At 61.6% G+C, this 13,871-nt stretch carries 18 protein-coding genes; 11 read left to right on the forward strand and 7 right to left on the reverse strand.

The features are described from left to right. Nucleotides 1–245 precede the first annotated feature (245 nt). A complete protein-coding gene (locus ABIB36_RS05220) occupies nucleotides 246–1,451 on the forward strand; it encodes a lipase family protein (protein WP_354560436.1) in 1,206 nt (401 codons plus the stop codon). A gap of 57 nt (nucleotides 1,452–1,508) precedes the next feature. Beyond that, the gene (locus ABIB36_RS05225; RefSeq protein ID WP_084348312.1) at nucleotides 1,509–2,258 is read left to right on the forward strand and encodes a MerR family transcriptional regulator; all 750 of its coding nucleotides are present in this window, start codon (nucleotides 1,509–1,511) and stop codon (nucleotides 2,256–2,258) included. A 16-nt stretch (nucleotides 2,259–2,274) separates the two neighbouring features. Here the strand turns inward: ABIB36_RS05225 and ABIB36_RS05230 are convergent, their stop codons facing one another. Genes ABIB36_RS05230 through ABIB36_RS05240 form a run of 3 tightly spaced genes read right to left on the reverse strand, consistent with a single transcriptional unit; the run spans nucleotide 2,275 to nucleotide 4,643 of the window. After that, nucleotides 2,275–2,640 (reverse strand): hypothetical protein, encoded by a 366-nt coding sequence (locus ABIB36_RS05230; protein WP_084348314.1) that lies wholly within the window; start codon nucleotides 2,638–2,640, stop codon nucleotides 2,275–2,277. Continuing rightward, nucleotides 2,637–3,851 (reverse strand): hypothetical protein, encoded by a 1,215-nt coding sequence (locus tag ABIB36_RS05235; protein WP_354560434.1) that lies wholly within the window; start codon nucleotides 3,849–3,851, stop codon nucleotides 2,637–2,639. The genes ABIB36_RS05230 and ABIB36_RS05235 overlap by 4 nt, the downstream gene beginning before the upstream one ends. Before the next feature lie 15 nt (nucleotides 3,852–3,866). Beyond that, nucleotides 3,867–4,643 carry a DUF8017 domain-containing protein gene (locus ABIB36_RS05240; protein ID WP_354560432.1) on the reverse strand — a complete coding sequence of 259 codons (777 nt, stop codon included), beginning with the start codon at nucleotides 4,641–4,643 and terminating at the stop codon, nucleotides 3,867–3,869. 88 nt (nucleotides 4,644–4,731) lie between these two features. Between ABIB36_RS05240 and ABIB36_RS05245 the strand changes: the two genes are divergently transcribed. The 3 genes from ABIB36_RS05245 to rraA are packed head-to-tail and all read left to right on the forward strand — an operon-like array spanning nucleotide 4,732 to nucleotide 6,051. Continuing rightward, the gene (locus ABIB36_RS05245) at nucleotides 4,732–5,181 is read left to right on the forward strand and encodes a hypothetical protein (protein ID WP_084348317.1); all 450 of its coding nucleotides are present in this window, start codon (nucleotides 4,732–4,734) and stop codon (nucleotides 5,179–5,181) included. A gap of 11 nt (nucleotides 5,182–5,192) precedes the next feature. Next, nucleotides 5,193–5,564 carry a DUF5313 family protein gene (locus ABIB36_RS05250; protein WP_084348199.1) on the forward strand — a complete coding sequence of 124 codons (372 nt, stop codon included), beginning with the start codon at nucleotides 5,193–5,195 and terminating at the stop codon, nucleotides 5,562–5,564. 10 nt (nucleotides 5,565–5,574) lie between these two features. After that, a complete protein-coding gene (gene rraA, locus ABIB36_RS05255) occupies nucleotides 5,575–6,051 on the forward strand; it encodes a ribonuclease E activity regulator RraA (RefSeq protein WP_354560430.1) in 477 nt (158 codons plus the stop codon). Nucleotides 6,052–6,171: 120 nt separating this feature from the next. On the opposite strand, the gene ABIB36_RS05260 is transcribed toward rraA, so the two are convergent. Further along, nucleotides 6,172–6,849 carry a YoaK family protein gene (locus ABIB36_RS05260; RefSeq protein ID WP_354560428.1) on the reverse strand — a complete coding sequence of 226 codons (678 nt, stop codon included), beginning with the start codon at nucleotides 6,847–6,849 and terminating at the stop codon, nucleotides 6,172–6,174. Nucleotides 6,850–7,022: 173 nt separating this feature from the next. Between ABIB36_RS05260 and ABIB36_RS05265 the strand changes: the two genes are divergently transcribed. Beyond that, nucleotides 7,023–7,583 (forward strand): TetR/AcrR family transcriptional regulator, encoded by a 561-nt coding sequence (locus ABIB36_RS05265; RefSeq protein WP_143542197.1) that lies wholly within the window; start codon nucleotides 7,023–7,025, stop codon nucleotides 7,581–7,583. A gap of 8 nt (nucleotides 7,584–7,591) precedes the next feature. Here the strand turns inward: ABIB36_RS05265 and ABIB36_RS05270 are convergent, their stop codons facing one another. After that, nucleotides 7,592–8,254 carry a GAP family protein gene (locus ABIB36_RS05270; RefSeq protein ID WP_084348201.1) on the reverse strand — a complete coding sequence of 221 codons (663 nt, stop codon included), beginning with the start codon at nucleotides 8,252–8,254 and terminating at the stop codon, nucleotides 7,592–7,594. A 115-nt stretch (nucleotides 8,255–8,369) separates the two neighbouring features. Further along, nucleotides 8,370–9,284 carry an aminotransferase class IV gene (locus tag ABIB36_RS05275; protein ID WP_354560425.1) on the reverse strand — a complete coding sequence of 305 codons (915 nt, stop codon included), beginning with the start codon at nucleotides 9,282–9,284 and terminating at the stop codon, nucleotides 8,370–8,372. Nucleotides 9,285–9,417: 133 nt separating this feature from the next. On the opposite strand from ABIB36_RS05275, the gene ABIB36_RS05280 reads away from it, so the two are divergent. The 3 genes from ABIB36_RS05280 to ABIB36_RS05290 all read left to right on the forward strand — a co-directional run bounded on the left by ABIB36_RS05280 (nucleotide 9,418) and on the right by ABIB36_RS05290 (nucleotide 12,180). Then, nucleotides 9,418–9,615: a hypothetical protein gene (locus ABIB36_RS05280; RefSeq protein WP_354560423.1), complete on the forward strand. Its 198-nt coding sequence runs from the start codon at nucleotides 9,418–9,420 to the stop codon at nucleotides 9,613–9,615. 213 nt (nucleotides 9,616–9,828) lie between these two features. After that, on the forward strand, nucleotides 9,829–11,430 hold the full coding sequence (locus ABIB36_RS05285) for an FMN-binding glutamate synthase family protein (protein WP_354560625.1): 1,602 nt from the start codon (nucleotides 9,829–9,831) through the stop codon (nucleotides 11,428–11,430). A gap of 168 nt (nucleotides 11,431–11,598) precedes the next feature. Further along, nucleotides 11,599–12,180 carry a TetR/AcrR family transcriptional regulator gene (locus tag ABIB36_RS05290; protein WP_354560624.1) on the forward strand — a complete coding sequence of 194 codons (582 nt, stop codon included), beginning with the start codon at nucleotides 11,599–11,601 and terminating at the stop codon, nucleotides 12,178–12,180. On the opposite strand, the gene ABIB36_RS05295 is transcribed toward ABIB36_RS05290, so the two are convergent. Next, entirely contained in the window at nucleotides 12,177–12,734 is a 558-nt protein-coding gene (locus ABIB36_RS05295) for an XRE family transcriptional regulator (RefSeq protein WP_084348206.1), read from the reverse strand. The genes ABIB36_RS05290 and ABIB36_RS05295 overlap by 4 nt on opposite strands. Before the next feature lie 68 nt (nucleotides 12,735–12,802). Between ABIB36_RS05295 and ABIB36_RS05300 the strand changes: the two genes are divergently transcribed. Together ABIB36_RS05300 and ABIB36_RS05305 are read left to right on the forward strand one after the other, a co-directional pair. Continuing rightward, complete coding sequence (locus tag ABIB36_RS05300; protein WP_354560421.1) at nucleotides 12,803–13,477, forward strand: AzlC family ABC transporter permease; 675 nt, start codon at nucleotides 12,803–12,805, stop codon at nucleotides 13,475–13,477. Continuing rightward, complete coding sequence (locus ABIB36_RS05305; RefSeq protein WP_354560419.1) at nucleotides 13,474–13,785, forward strand: AzlD domain-containing protein; 312 nt, start codon at nucleotides 13,474–13,476, stop codon at nucleotides 13,783–13,785. The genes ABIB36_RS05300 and ABIB36_RS05305 overlap by 4 nt, the downstream gene beginning before the upstream one ends. Nucleotides 13,786–13,871 lie beyond the last annotated feature (86 nt).

The raw sequence follows: 13,871 nt of genomic DNA on the forward strand, positions 1-13,871 counted from the left end.
ATCGTTACCCCTACTGGTGAGTAGTTCTTGGAGTTACACCTAACGTACCTGGTCGGTGGCTTGTAATACCCAGGGCAGTGGGCACGGTGTACCAGTTGTTGCCTGCTCGGATGGGATCCCGCTCACAATGCATGCAAGTGGAACACCATGCTCACCGTCGGGGGTTGCTCCGCGATGTATGGCAACATGGGGATCGGTCTTTCCTAGGCGTCGGGGCGCTCGAAGACGATCAGGGTGGGGACTTCATGCGTAGGACATTCGTTCTGGCAGGCGCAGCAGCACTGATGCTCGCTTTCACACCGATGGCAACAGCCGATCCTCTCGGAGACATCATCGCTCCCCCTGCCGATCCGTCCGCATACTTGCCGACGCCGCTCGAAGATCCTTGGTACACCCCGCCCGCCGGTTACGAAACCAGCGAGCCCGGGACAGCCCTGAGGACCAGAAGTGTTGCAGTGCAACCAGGCACGACGTCAACGCAAGTACTGTTCCGATCCACCGACTCGAAGAACAATCCCATCGCAGCTACGACGACGGTCATCGTCCCGGACGGCCCGTGGACCGGCGACGGCCCGCGTCCGGTCGTCGCATACAACGAGGCGACAGATTCACTCGGCAATGCGTACGCGCCTTCCCACACGCTCCCGCGGGGTACGAACAAGGAGCTCGATCGAATTCAAGAGCTGCTCGCGCGCAATTACGCCGTCGCGGTCACCGACTATCAGGGTCCGCGGCAGGCCTACTCCGCCGGTCTCGTCGCCGGCCACACGGTGCTCGACGGCCTCCGTGCCTCACACAGTGTGGGCGTCGACGCCGATGCTCCGGTGGCCATCACCGGCTACTCGGGTGGGGCAATAGCGTCCGGCTGGGCAGCTCAGTTGGCGCCGAAGTACGCGCCGGAGCTCGATATCGTCGGCGTCGCATTCGGTGGACCGCCGACCGACTACAAGATTCTGCAGCGTTCGCTCAACGGCGGGATCGGGTCCGGCCTGTTCACCGCAGCGACGATCGGCTTGTCCAGGGAGTACCCGGAGATGCGCACGCTGGCCAACGACAACGGCAAGCGATTGGCACTGATACAGAAAGACCAGTGCGTCGACGTGCTGTCCTACAGCGGCTTGCTGCTGTTCGACCAGCAGAACTTGTCCAACGTCCCCGACGTGTTCAACCATCCGATCACTCGCACAGTGATCGAGGAGAATCGCATGGGCCAGATCGCGCCCGAGGCGCCCACGTACATCTACCAGGGCCTGCAGGACGATTTGATCCCCAAGGAGGGCGCGGAAGCCGTCCAGGACCAGTGGTGCGCAGCAGACGCGTCGGTACATCTCGAGGAGATCCCCGGCGATCACTCGGCAGCCGAGGGTGCCGGACGGCCAGGCGCATTCGAGTGGATCTCGCAACGTTTGGCCGGCGTTCCGACCGGTGGATGCGAACGCGTAGTTCGATAGCTTGACCCTCACGTCACGGGAGGCTGCACAGTGTCCTTTGTGAGCGATTCAGAAACAATGAAGGTGGGCGAGGTCGCCCGCCTCGTCGGGATCAGCGTCCGAACACTGCATCACTACGACGAGATCGGACTCGTGGTGCCGTCCGGGCGCACTCCCAAGGGCTATCGCAGCTACTCGGCGGTCGACGTCGAGCGGTTGCATCAGGTGTTGACCTACCGCGAACTCGGGTTCGTGCTCGACGACATCTCCGCCCTTCTGGACGATCCGTCGGTCGACGCGATGGCACATCTACGCCGTCAACGCACATTGTTGGACCAGCGGATCGAACGCTTGCACGAGATGGCTGCGGCCGTGGACAAAATGATGGAGGCGAAGAAAGTGGGAATTCAATTGACACCGCAGGAACAGCGCGAGGTCTTCGGCGATGACTGGCTCGGCGACGAATACGCCGCCGAAGCCGAGGAGCGCTGGGGAGAAACGGAGCAGTGGAAGCAGTCCCAGTCACGAACCGCGCAGTTCACCAAGGACGATTGGAAACTGATCAAGGACGAGACCGACGCGATGGAACTCGATCTTGCAGCGGCCCTCGCCGCCGGGACCGCACCGGGATCGGCCGACGCCAATGTGCTGGCAGAGCGGCACCGCGCGAGCATCGCGCGCTACTACGACTGCGGCTACGAAATGCAGGTCAATCTTGCCGAAATGTACTTGGCGGACGAAAGATTCACCAAGCATTACGACGACATCGCACCGGGGTTGGCTCGGTATCTGCGTGAGGTGATCGTCGCCAACGCCGAGGGACAATAAGCGAACACCACCGAAGTCATTGCCACGGAATCGTATACGGCTTTTCGTCGTCGGCTGGCAGTGTGGGTGGAGGCGCGAACCAGATCGACAGCGGATCGCGTTTCAACTCTTCGACTTCCGGAGGTACGGGGCGGGACAGGGTTTCGATCTCGTCCCATCTACACTCGCCCGCCCCGACGCGCGCCGCGTACGCCCTCAATTCCGCGGAGGCTCCAGGAAGGGATGCAATGTCGTACATCATCGAACCGGTGACCGTTCGCGGTTGGTCGAACGACGGCAGCGGAGTGGATTCGACCTGGGCGCGCGTCTGAGCCATTCGATCCAATGCGTCGGACATCTTCCGCAGTGCCTGTCGCAGAACAGCATCATCGGGTTCGGTCATGCGTCTGCCCACGGTTCCTCACCTGTACCGAGCGAATACGGATCCTTCGGTACTTCGTACACCGGGCTCGCATCGGCAGTGTTCTTGATGTCCAGCAATAGCTTTGCATCTTCGATTTTTTCCGTGATGGGCGCCAGCTTCTGTTCGAACTGCTCGTTCATGTACCCGGTCGGACTGGCCACGAGCGATAGAAACTCCTTGAACGCGTCAGTGATCGTACGGATGGAGTCGACGAGTTTCATGCCCAGGTCGAAACCGGTCCGCAGAATCTCCCAGATTCTCCACAACTGATACGCGGCACCGGCAAAGGGAATCTTCTTCGACAGGAAATCCACCACTCTTGCCCCGCTGGTCCGGTCGAATTCCTTCTCGATCATCTCGCGGACCTTCGTCACCAGTACGCGGATCGAGTTGCTGATTTCTTCCGCCGCACGTTCGGCGACCGCTTGAATGACACGGCCACACGCCCCCTCCCACTGCATCGCGGCCACTTGCTTTATCGCGTATTCACTGTAAGCAACGGCCGCCATTCCGTCCCAGAACTCATCGACACGTGCGGTTCCTTCGGCGAGTACGTCGCCACCCTTTTCCATCGCTTCACCCGCGATTCGATAGGTCCAGCCCAATCGCAACAAATCGTTCCAGTTGCCGCCGATGGGCTCGACGAGCTGCCGAAGCGGACTTTGCCCGATCATCGCTTCGATTGCGTCATCGATGTCACCGAGCCATCCAGCAGCATCAGCGATTACCGCGGCCAGATCGTCCGGAAGGCTCTCGGGCGGCGGGTAATCGATTCCTTCAGGGTGTCCGTAGTCCGCGGGATCGCCGAAAAGCTCCGCGGTACCGACCGCAGGCCGTTTCGAATCACCTGGGTCCCGCTCAGGATCGGGAAATGGGGGGAGTTGCGTGTGCGCATTCAGCGCCTCGTAGTTCTTCTTCTCCTGATCCACGTAGAGCCAGGCCGCGATGTTCAGCTTGTCGCCCAACTCGGTGCAATTCACCGCCAGATGAACGTGTCTGTTACGCCACGCGTTCCGAATATCGTCCAGCGGATCGAGAAGGGACCCGAAAATCTCGCTCTGATACGCACCGACTGGACCCGCGTGCTCGTTGAAATACTTGTACGACGTCAGCGTCTGAAGCCCAATTTCGGACACCGAACGGCCCAGGCCTGAGACCTCTTTAGGTTTTGCGAAGAATGTTTCATCCATGAAGTCACTCCGGTCTCAGTTTTTGCGTCGGAGGGTAGAGATGATTTGATCGACAGTGCCTTCATCGAGAGGATCGTCGATCCGTTGATCTGTTTGAACCATGAAAATGGCCACTGTCGCATTCGAATAGCCCTGAGTTGCAACAATATCGAACGTCGCCTCGGTTGGATCACAGTCGAACTTCTGCGCAATATTCGACGCGCGGACCGAGTATCTGATGGCCGGCGCGCCATCGATGTCGAGTTCGATCGGATCCGAGTACTCGATCTTTACCCTGTCATCCGGATCGTCCCTGAAGATGATCTCTGCTTGTCGACTCGTCTCGAATGCCGCGGTCGGAATATCGACCCCGTTTCTACCGGTCATGCCGGTCAAGGCTTTTCTTGCGCCGTCGCGGTGCTCCGGGCAATAGTCGTACCCATACATCGTGACTGCGCCATAGGTCACTGATTCGGAGCCTCCCTGCCAGCCCGCCACGCCGCTGGAAACGTTCCGCCAATCTCCCGGCACCGTGTAGCTGAGGCCGTATTTGGTGTCGATCGGGATCGGATCACCGTCGGGAACCTCGATCTCCGGTGGCGCATATTCCATCGACGGGAACCCCGGTGGCGGACCTGCGACCGTACTGGTTGGCACTGAATCCGATTGTGGCACAGCAAGACTGGTGACCGGCGCAGCGACACCTTCGTACCTACCAGGGGTATCAGGTCCCATCTTGGGCAACAAGATACCCGCCAGAACGAACAGCCCCAGCAACACCGCGACACGAAAAAGCCGCATTTTCAAGCTCACGAACAACTCCCCCCGAAGACGTCACAAACTAACACGATCTACGGTCGTTCCCTGGTTGCAGTGGCGTTCCGGGGTGGATACTCCAGTGATGACACTGACGGTTCGCTCGGCGATGCTGTCCGCCGCCATCGGCAAGGCGAGTGGTTTCCGCAGCTCGGTAGGAATCAGCGCCGGTCTGCTGGCCTTGTTCGGCGGGACCGAGTACAGACGCCTGGCCGTCGGCGCGTCCGTCTTCGCGATTGCCGGTGAGATCGTGATGGACAAGTTGCCGTCGACGCCGTCGAGACTGAGCCCACCCGCTCTCGGGGGGCGGATCGTTGCCGGTGGTGGGGCGGCATTCGCGATCGCACGACGTCGAGACGAGGACACGATTCCAGCAGCGATCATCGGCGGGTTGTCGGCTATCGCCGGTTCGTATGCAGGTCACGCGTATCGCGGGTGGGCATCGACGCGGATTCCGCCGCTGGCTGCGGCCGTTGTCGAGGACCTGGTTGCATTGGCCGTCGGGGCCGCGGTTGCCAAACAAGTGCTGGCGTAAGGTCGAGAATTGTGAAGCCGAATCTCTGGCAGTACCTGGGTTACCAGCTGGGCCGAGTGCTTCCGCCGCCGATGCACGATTGGGTTCGCGAGGATCTCGTCGGTAGTGGCGCTCAGGCCCGCTACCTGATCCGATTCTCGCTCCCGATCATTCCGTTGCTGTGTCTGTTTCTGCTCTTGCCCGGCCCGTTGTGGATCGGCCTTGCGATGATGGCTTTGCTCTTCATTCCGCTGGTCTATTTCGCGATAGCGTTGATGAACGTCTACCGGCGCCACCGGTTGTTGGTGCACGGTCTGGATCCAGAGCTTCTCAACGCAAACACTCAACGTAAAATCGATCACACCCGAGAGGACTACGAAAGGCGTCACGGCCGACTGGACTAGGCTATCGGCCATGACTTCCGTCGAATTCAAGGCAACTGCAGACCTGGCCGACGAGATCGGGCCCGAAATCCGTAGCTGCGACACGCAATTCATCCAGTTCGGCAAGCATTCCGAGTTCGCTGGTCCCATCACCACCATCAAGTGCTTCCAGGACAATCTGCTCGTCAAACAAACCCTCGGTGAGCCCGGTAACGGCGGTGTACTAGTGGTCGACGGCGACGCCGGCATTCACACCGCCCTCGTCGGCGACATCATCGCTGGTCGAGGTGTCACCAACGGGTGGGCAGGGATAATCGTCAACGGGGCGATCCGCGATTCGGCGATCCTCCGCACCCTCGACATCGGCGTCAAAGCTCTGGGCACCAACCCGCGCAAAAGCACTCAAACCGGATCCGGGGAGAAGAACGTACCCGTGGAAATCGGCGGCATCACCTTCAATCCGGGTCAAATTGTGTACAGCGACTCCGACGGCGTGGTCGTCGTCTAGCGTCGCGCCGATTCAGCGTGGATATACTCCCCGTGTTGGGATTCGAACCTCCTGCAGGGGGTTCGGATCCCTACAAGGGGAGTAAATCGCTCAGTCTGAATGCTCGACCCTCGGTATGCGTCATTCGTCGATCACGAACAGCAGCAACGCCACCAATAGCATTCCTGCGGCCACCCAGACTGCTCTGTTTTCCAGTACTTCAGACATCCCGGCACCGAGAATTGCACCGGCGACGAAGCCCAGGATCACCGAGCCGAAGTTGGTGGCTCTCTTCCCGGCTACTTTGTCGCCGTTGGCAATTCGATGGAACAAGGCCTGCGACAGGCTGCGGAGATTTCCGGTTGTCATCGTGGTGTTGTAAGCAGAATCGACAAGCACCCGAAATGTTGTCACCTGCACCGCGGCGACGAATGAAATCGCCACTGTGACAAAAGCATTCGGTACAGTATCGGGTAGAAAGCCGATGATCGTGATGACCAGGATCTCGATGATGAGGACGGCCCGGACGGGGCGCCGAACTATCCGTGCGACGACCGGCCTGGAAATGAACTCGGCGGTGAACACCCCGAGCACGAACGCCACCAGAGGCGGAAGGTACCCGAGCGCGGATCGCCACTGCCCCGACGCCATGTCGATCCCGGAGAGGATGACGTTGGCCGTCTGCGCATTGGCGAACACGCCCTCACGGGTGACGAACGTGTAGGCGTCCAGAAATCCCCCGACTGCGGCGAGCAGCACACCGAGGCGCACCGACTCAGAGGTCACCACGGTCGCCTTCGGCACCTCGGAGTCGGTCATCTACGGGCCTCACTGTTCGCTTCGCACGGACTCGGTCAGGCTACGTTGCGTTTGTGAACCGGGTTCGCGCGCGGATGCTCGCCTCGCCGATCGGCCTACACGAGAGAACGGTCGTTCTCCAATCGTCGACTACTGTAGAGAACGTTGGTTCTCAGCGCAAGGAGTTGGTCACGATGGAACCGGACAGTGGACGGACCGCCGTCCTGCACGCAGCCGACGAGCTCTTTTACGCACGAGGTGTCAACGCCGTCGGCATGGACGAACTGCGAGCCGCGGCCGGTATCTCCCTCAAGCGCATGTATGCACTGTTTCCGTCGAAAGCCGAGATCGTCGCTCAGGTACTCGAGGGCCGAACCCGCATGTGGAATACGGGAATCGCTGCCGAGGCAGCCACGCACGAATCTGCGCGGGCCAAGGTTCTTTCCATCTTCGATTTCCTCGACGCCTGGTTCCGTGAGGACAACTTTCGAGGCTGCGCGTTCATCAACTCGTTCGGCGAGCTGGGGACCGTCATGCCCGCTGTCGCCGATGCGGCGCACCGTCACAAGCGTGAATTCGTCGAGTACGTCACCGACTTGGTCGTCGAAGCTGGAGGCCCGAAGACCCTCGGTCTACAGATCGCACTGCTCGCCGAAGGTGCACAGACGACCGCAGCCATCTCGGAGTCGCCCGAATCTGCCCTTGCCGCGAAGGCAGCCGCCACAGTGCTCCTCGATTCGGGGACGCGCCCGTAGGTGAGCGTTCAGAACAACCCGCCCAGCCCCTTGCCGATCAGTACCGCCGAGATCACCAGAATCAGCACACTCATGACGGCCGAGTTGTTCGTTTGCAGCCACTCTTTGAGGGAGGCGAGCGGTGTCTCGAGTCGTTGTCCCGCAACCTGGTAGGCGATCACCGGAACCGCGACTGTCGAGGCCGCCAGGATCGAGAAGACTGCCACAGCCACGACGGTCTGACCCGCACTGATGCCGACGCCTCCGATGGTGACGCCCGCGGCCGCACACATCAGCAAGTTCTTCGGATTGATCGCGGCCAGTGCGAAGCCGACCCCGAGTGCTTTGACTGCAGTCATGTCGTCGATGGCCGACATCCACTTCGGAGTCGCGTGTTCCTCCCCACGAGCGCGCCATTGACGGATGCCGACCCCGAGCAACAGCACACCGATGACCAGCTTGATCCACGACGACGTAGTGGACGGCTCGCCCTCGGATCCTGTCGCCGCGCCGCCCAGGAGGACGAAGATCGTGGTTGCCAGGACGATTCCGGCGATCCACCCGACCGCGAAGCTGATGCTGGCGCTCCCCGCGCGTTTACCCAGCAGCATCAGGATCGCGGCGATGATGGGGACTGGGGAGACGGCAACACCGATCGCCAGTGGCAGTAGGTCTCCGAGCACTGTTCCCATAGTCGATTCCGTAGAAGTAGAAGCAGTAAATGTTCGCTTCGACGCTATGGGTGGACGGGACCCACCGCATCATCTGTTACGGGTGAGGCGTGGTCGCCACACTGAGGAGTCACCGTCAGAGAACAGTGACCCAGCCATGAACCTCGTCGCCGACGAGCGCGTCGTGGTGCCGTTTGCGCAACATCGCCGAGAGCGGCCCGATGTCCGTCGACTCTCCCACCGCACGGCCGTCGATCTGAAAGACGGGTGCAACCCCAGCGGAGGTACCGCAGACGAATACTTCGTCGGCGATGTAGAGCTCGGTAAGATCGACGACCCTCTCCTGCACCGGAAGTCCCTCCTCGCGAGCGAGAGTCAGAATCGTACGACGGTTGATCCCGTCGAGAATGTCCGAAGTCACGTCCGGGGTGATCAGCGTGCCACCGCGGACCAGGAAGATGTTCGCGGCACTGAGCTCACACACGTGTCCGTTGATGTCGAGGAAGATGCAATCGTCGAAGCCACTGTCGATCGCATCCTGTTTGGCCAGAACCGAATTGACATAGGCGCCGTTGACTTTTGCGCGCGAGGGAATCGCATTGTCCGGAATGCGACGCCACACACTCGTTTTCAGACGCATACCGTCCTGCGGGACGATCGGGATCGCGTCGTACAAGAAGATGGACACCGTGGTGTGCAAGCCGCGCACCCGTGTTCCCGGAATCTGCTCGTCGACGTGGACCGTTGCGCGTACGTAGACTTCACGGTCCGGCGCGTTCGCGGCGATCAGCTCACGCGTTACGGTCAGGAAACGGTCGAAATCCCATTCGTCCGCGAACCGATCGATACCGATGATCTTGCACGATTCGAGGAGCCGCTGGAAGTGATCGCGCAGCCGAAAAGCTGTCCGGGTTTCGCCGTCGACCTGGACCGGGAAGACGGTGTAGACGCTCAATCCGTACAGAACCGCCGAGGTGGCCACTCCGAGGGTCGCGTCCTGCGCGTCGATGATGCGGTCGCCGAAATACACCTTGGAATGTGGAGTTGCCATGGGCTGATGTTAGTGCGTGACAAGTTCACCGGTCCACGCGTTTACGGGCGACATCGAAACACACCCCACTTCTCCCGGCCGTGTCGTAGGCCGGTGATATCAATAGAGGACACCGACGAAAGGAGCACCGACCATGTCCTGCAGAGACTGCACAGCAGCTGTCGACCATTGCCACGGCACGCTGGTGATCCACTCGTCGAGCACCGCGGAGTGCACCGAGCCCGGCTGCGTCGATCTCGAGTACGTGCGTCACTACCTGGTGCTGAACTGCTCCGAGATCACCGGCGGATGTCAGTGCGTCGCGCAGATCGAGCTGCGTCAAGCATCCTGATCGGAATGTCCGCGCCATCGTGGATCCGCCGGCTCGGAACCACCGCCGGTGAATCAATCGGGACGCATCGCCAGGAGCGCGGAGTAACGTCGCGTGCAGCGGTAGTCAGAATCAACGCAGCGGAGTTTCTCGAATAAGGCCGCGCCGGCGACGATGGGCCGAACCGGTGACCGCCATGAAGGTAGATGCGGCCCAAGTGCAGAGCGCTGCGTGATGATGCGAATTCTGTTGGTGGGCGTACCGATCCTGCTTACCGTCGCGTCGGTGGTTGCGGCAGCGTTCGATTCGCTCTGGTGGATTGTTGCGGTGGTCTTCTTCACCGTGCTTGCCGCGATCGGCGTCTACGATCTGATCCAGAAACGCCACTCGGTGCTGCGTAACTACCCGATCCTCGGCCACCTGCGATACCTGCTCGAGATGGTCCGCCCAGAGCTTCAGCAATACTTCATCGAACGCAACTTCGACGGGCGTCCTTTCGATCGTGACAAGAGGTCACTGATCTACGAGCGCGCCAAGGGAACTGCCGCCGAACTCTCCTTCGGAACCGAGCGCGATATCGACGCTGCCGGATACGAGCACCTCGTCCACTCCACCGCTCCCGTCGAGGTTCCGGACACTCCACCGCGCGTACGCATCGGCGGTCCGGACTGCACACACCCCTACGACATGGCGTTGTTGAACGTCTCGGCGATGAGCTTCGGTGCACTGTCCGCGAATGCACTGAAGGCACTCAATGCCGGTGCAGAACGAGGTGGATTCGCTCACGACACCGGCGAAGGTGGCCTCACGCCCTACCATCTCGGAGGCGCCGATGTCGTCTGGGAGATCGGTTCGGGCTACTTCGGTTGCCGGACCGAGGAGGGCCGCTTCGATCCCGACGAGTTCGCCCGAAAGGCAGCCGACGATCGGGTGAAGTGTTTGTCGCTCAAGCTGAGTCAAGGTGCGAAGCCGGGGATCGGTGGCGTGCTGCCCGCGGCGAAGGTCAGCACCGAAATTGCCGAGTATCGCGGTGTCCCACAGGGGGAGAAATGCGTCAGTCCAGCTGCGCACAAAGAGTTCTCCACCCCGCGCGGTCTGATCCGGTTCATCGGGCGCATGCGTGAGCTCGCCGGCGGTAAGCCTGTCGGATTCAAGCTCTGCGTGGGTTCGCGAGTAGATGTTCTGGCAATCTGCAAAGCGATGCTCGAGGAGGGCATCGCCCCGGATTTCATCATTGTCGACGGCGCCGAGGGAGGTACTGCCGCGGCCCCGCTCGAGTACGAGGATCACGTCGGTCTTCCGCTGACCGACGGGTTGATGACACTGCACAATGCATTGGTGGGTTGCGGCCTGCGTCAGCAGATTCGGGTCGGGGCAAGCGGCAAGGTCGCCACCGGAGCCGACATCGTCAAGCGGCTCGTCCAAGGCGCCGATTACACCAACTCTGCCCGCGCGATGATGATGGCTGTCGGCTGCATTCAGTCGCAACGGTGTCACACCAACAAATGTCCAGTGGGAGTTGCCACTCAGGACCCCAAGCGCGCCCGTGCACTCGACGTCGAAGACAAAAGCACACGCGTGTTCCGATACCAGCAGGCCACCGTCGCGCAATCGATGAAGATCATGGCATCGATGGGCGTCAGCGAGCCCTCCGGTCTCACACCGTACATGTTGCGCAAGCGAATTGGTCCGATCAGCCAGCAGTCGTACGCGGAGATCTATGAATGGCTCGCACCAGCGGTGCTGCTGCATGACCCGCCGGCCTCTTGGGCAGCGGACTGGAAGATCGCCGATCCCGACAGCTTCACCCCTGCCCCCTGGCATCAGTCCGCCTGAGAACCCCGTGTGCATCTTGAAAACTGCGCGGGCTGAAGTCGCCGACGGCGGGGTCCCTCGCCAAGGATTCGAGCTCGACGTGGACGGTGATCAGGTCTGCGATTGCGGTCCCGGCCACAATCCCGCGCGGGCTACTCATACACATGTATGATCCTCGGTGTGGTGAAGATGTCAAGTGGTGGGCAGACATATGCGGCCATCGTCGAGGCGATTCTGAAAATCGTCGGCGAACAGGGCCTTCCTCACGCCACGGTCCGTGAGGTCGCTACTGCTGCCGGCGTATCGATAGGCACTGTGCAGCACCACTTCCCGAGCAAGGAAGTCATGCTGGCCTCAGCGTTCTCCGAGGTCGTCCATCGGGTTCGCGCACGACTGGAAGCGACCGACTTCACCAACGATGCGCGTCGCACCGTCTCGTCGGTGCTCAGCGAGGTACTCCCGTTGGATCGACAACGAAAGCACGAAGCCCGCATCCAACTGGAGTTCGCCGTCCACGCGATCCACAACCCAGACTTGGCCGAAACCCAACGCACAGTGCTCGCCGAACTGCATCAGGCGTTGTGCAACGCCTTCGACACGAGGGCGGACCACGACCCCGAACGTTCCCGACTTGCCGCGCACGCTGCGATCGCCCTGGCCGACGGGTTGGCCCTGCACACCGTCAGCACGGAACGCTGGCTCTCTGCCTCCCAGCTGAACGCGACAGTCGAACTCGTCCTCGACGCGCTCCTACCTCGAGAACGGCACTAGAGGTGCTCGGAAACCAGGACCGCCACTGTGTTCGGCTCCAATGCTTCGAAGGTGTGCGGCTGATCCCCCGGGTAGGAAATGTAGTCACCGGGATGTAGCTCGACGGGGTCTTCGGTGGGTCCGACGAGTGCGCGACCCACCGACATGACGACGTGTTCGACGACGCCTGGTGAGTGGGGATCTGCCTGCCGCGCGTCTCCGACCTGGGCGTTGATGATGTAGAGGTCCCGACGCGCGTGCGGTGGGCACGAGGCGAGCAGCGTCGCTACGTAGTCGGCGTGTTCGGATCCGATGCGCGGTCCGTCGCCGGCCCTGATCAGGTGCACTCGCGGTCGGGCGGGTTCGACCAGCTGCGCGAACGGTACGTCGAGGGTTACGCTGAGCGCCCACAGGGTCTCCACACTCGGGTTGCCGGTGCCCGATTCGAGTTGCGAGAGAGTCGATTTGGCGATCCCGGCTCGGCGCGCGACCTCCGCGGAGGACAGGCCGGCCCGTTTGCGTTCACGTTGCAGTGCTGCGGCGATCGCCGCGATGGGTGCACCCGACTCGGCCATGTTCGTTCACTCCATCGGTTGTATCGTTCGGTTTGACGAACACTCTAACATCGTCCACTATTACGGACATGCGTTCGATATGGCGAACACCCGCGTTGCGAGACATCGCCCTCGTCTGCCTTGCCGACGGCCTCGTCGGTGCATCCTTCGGCGCAATCGCCGTAGCGACCGGACTCCCACTCTGGGTTCCGGTCGCGATGTCGTTGTTCGTCTTCGCCGGTGCCTCCCAGTTCATTCTCGTGGGAGTGCTTGCCGCAGGCGGCAATCCGGTCGCCGCAGTCGCCAGCGCGATGCTCGTCAACACCAGACTCGTCCCCCTCGGCTTCTCGGTCGGCGACGCTTTGGCCGGCTCGAACTGGCCCAGAAAGCTCCTCGGGATGCACCTGATCACCGACGAATCCGTTGCTTTCGCCGTCGCCGAGAAAGAACCGGTTGCGCGTCGAAGATCGTTCTGGCTCTGCGGAATCGGACTGTTCGTGAGTTGGAACATCGGCGTGCTCGGTGGTGCGGCGCTCGGTAGCGCGATCACCGATACCGCCGCCCTCGGCCTCGATGCCGCTTTTCCGGCGGTGCTCATCGCTCTGGTCATGCCTGCCCTGCGCGAGGCGAGGACGCGGAACGCCGCAGTGATCGGTGCAGTCATCGCCGTCGCCGCTGCCACCGTGCTCCCCCCGGGAATCCCGGTCCTCCTTGCACTCGCCGGAGTTGCGATCGCCCCACTCCTGTCGAAGGTGAACACGTGAATCTCGTCGCTCCGATGCTCGCGCTCACCGTCGGAACCATGCTGCTCCGCATCGTCGGCCCGCTGCTCCGTAGTCGCGTCGCATTGTCCCCGCGGATCGAGATGCTGAGCTCGACGGCCGTAGCCGTTCTCTTCGTCGCGCTCGTCGCAACCCAGGCCCTGGTCGTCGCGAACGAATTCGCAGGGTTCGCTCTTCCCGCAGGAGTTGTCGTTGCCGCCGTGCTGGCCTGGCGCAAAGCACCGTTCGTTGCCATCGTCGTGGCTGCTTCGGCGACGACTGCCGCCCTGCGGTTCGTCGGCGTTGCGTGATCGGAGTAACCAAGGCTTTTGTGAGCGAAGACCCCTTCCCGAGACCGGCGACAAGGCGTACAGTTCGTACTGGCCCCATACCCCCT

Source organism: Rhodococcus sp. UYP9, assembly GCF_040547235.1.
Classification (GTDB): Bacteria; Actinomycetota; Actinomycetes; order Mycobacteriales; family Mycobacteriaceae; genus Rhodococcoides.

Bases quoted from the DNA above. Each gene is read 5' to 3' on its own strand.
- ABIB36_RS05270 (WP_084348201.1), bottom strand. From the start codon at position 8,254: ATGGGAACAGTGCTCGGAGACCTACTGCCACTGGCGATCGGTGTTGCC.
- ABIB36_RS05220 (WP_354560436.1), top strand. From the start codon at position 246: ATGCGTAGGACATTCGTTCTGGCAGGCGCAGCAGCACTGATGCTCGCT.
- rraA (WP_354560430.1), top strand. From the start codon at position 5,575: ATGACTTCCGTCGAATTCAAGGCAACTGCAGACCTGGCCGACGAGATC.
- ABIB36_RS05275 (WP_354560425.1), bottom strand. From the start codon at position 9,284: ATGGCAACTCCACATTCCAAGGTGTATTTCGGCGACCGCATCATCGAC.
- ABIB36_RS05300 (WP_354560421.1), top strand. From the start codon at position 12,803: ATGCGTTCGATATGGCGAACACCCGCGTTGCGAGACATCGCCCTCGTC.
- ABIB36_RS05225 (WP_084348312.1), top strand. From the start codon at position 1,509: ATGAAGGTGGGCGAGGTCGCCCGCCTCGTCGGGATCAGCGTCCGAACA.
- ABIB36_RS05280 (WP_354560423.1), top strand. From the start codon at position 9,418: ATGTCCTGCAGAGACTGCACAGCAGCTGTCGACCATTGCCACGGCACG.
- ABIB36_RS05285 (WP_354560625.1), top strand. From the start codon at position 9,829: ATGATGCGAATTCTGTTGGTGGGCGTACCGATCCTGCTTACCGTCGCG.
- ABIB36_RS05265 (WP_143542197.1), top strand. From the start codon at position 7,023: ATGGAACCGGACAGTGGACGGACCGCCGTCCTGCACGCAGCCGACGAG.
- ABIB36_RS05290 (WP_354560624.1), top strand. From the start codon at position 11,599: ATGTCAAGTGGTGGGCAGACATATGCGGCCATCGTCGAGGCGATTCTG.
- ABIB36_RS05295 (WP_084348206.1), bottom strand. From the start codon at position 12,734: ATGGCCGAGTCGGGTGCACCCATCGCGGCGATCGCCGCAGCACTGCAA.
- ABIB36_RS05245 (WP_084348317.1), top strand. From the start codon at position 4,732: ATGACACTGACGGTTCGCTCGGCGATGCTGTCCGCCGCCATCGGCAAG.
- ABIB36_RS05235 (WP_354560434.1), bottom strand. From the start codon at position 3,851: ATGGATGAAACATTCTTCGCAAAACCTAAAGAGGTCTCAGGCCTGGGC.
- ABIB36_RS05260 (WP_354560428.1), bottom strand. From the start codon at position 6,849: ATGACCGACTCCGAGGTGCCGAAGGCGACCGTGGTGACCTCTGAGTCG.
- ABIB36_RS05230 (WP_084348314.1), bottom strand. From the start codon at position 2,640: ATGACCGAACCCGATGATGCTGTTCTGCGACAGGCACTGCGGAAGATG.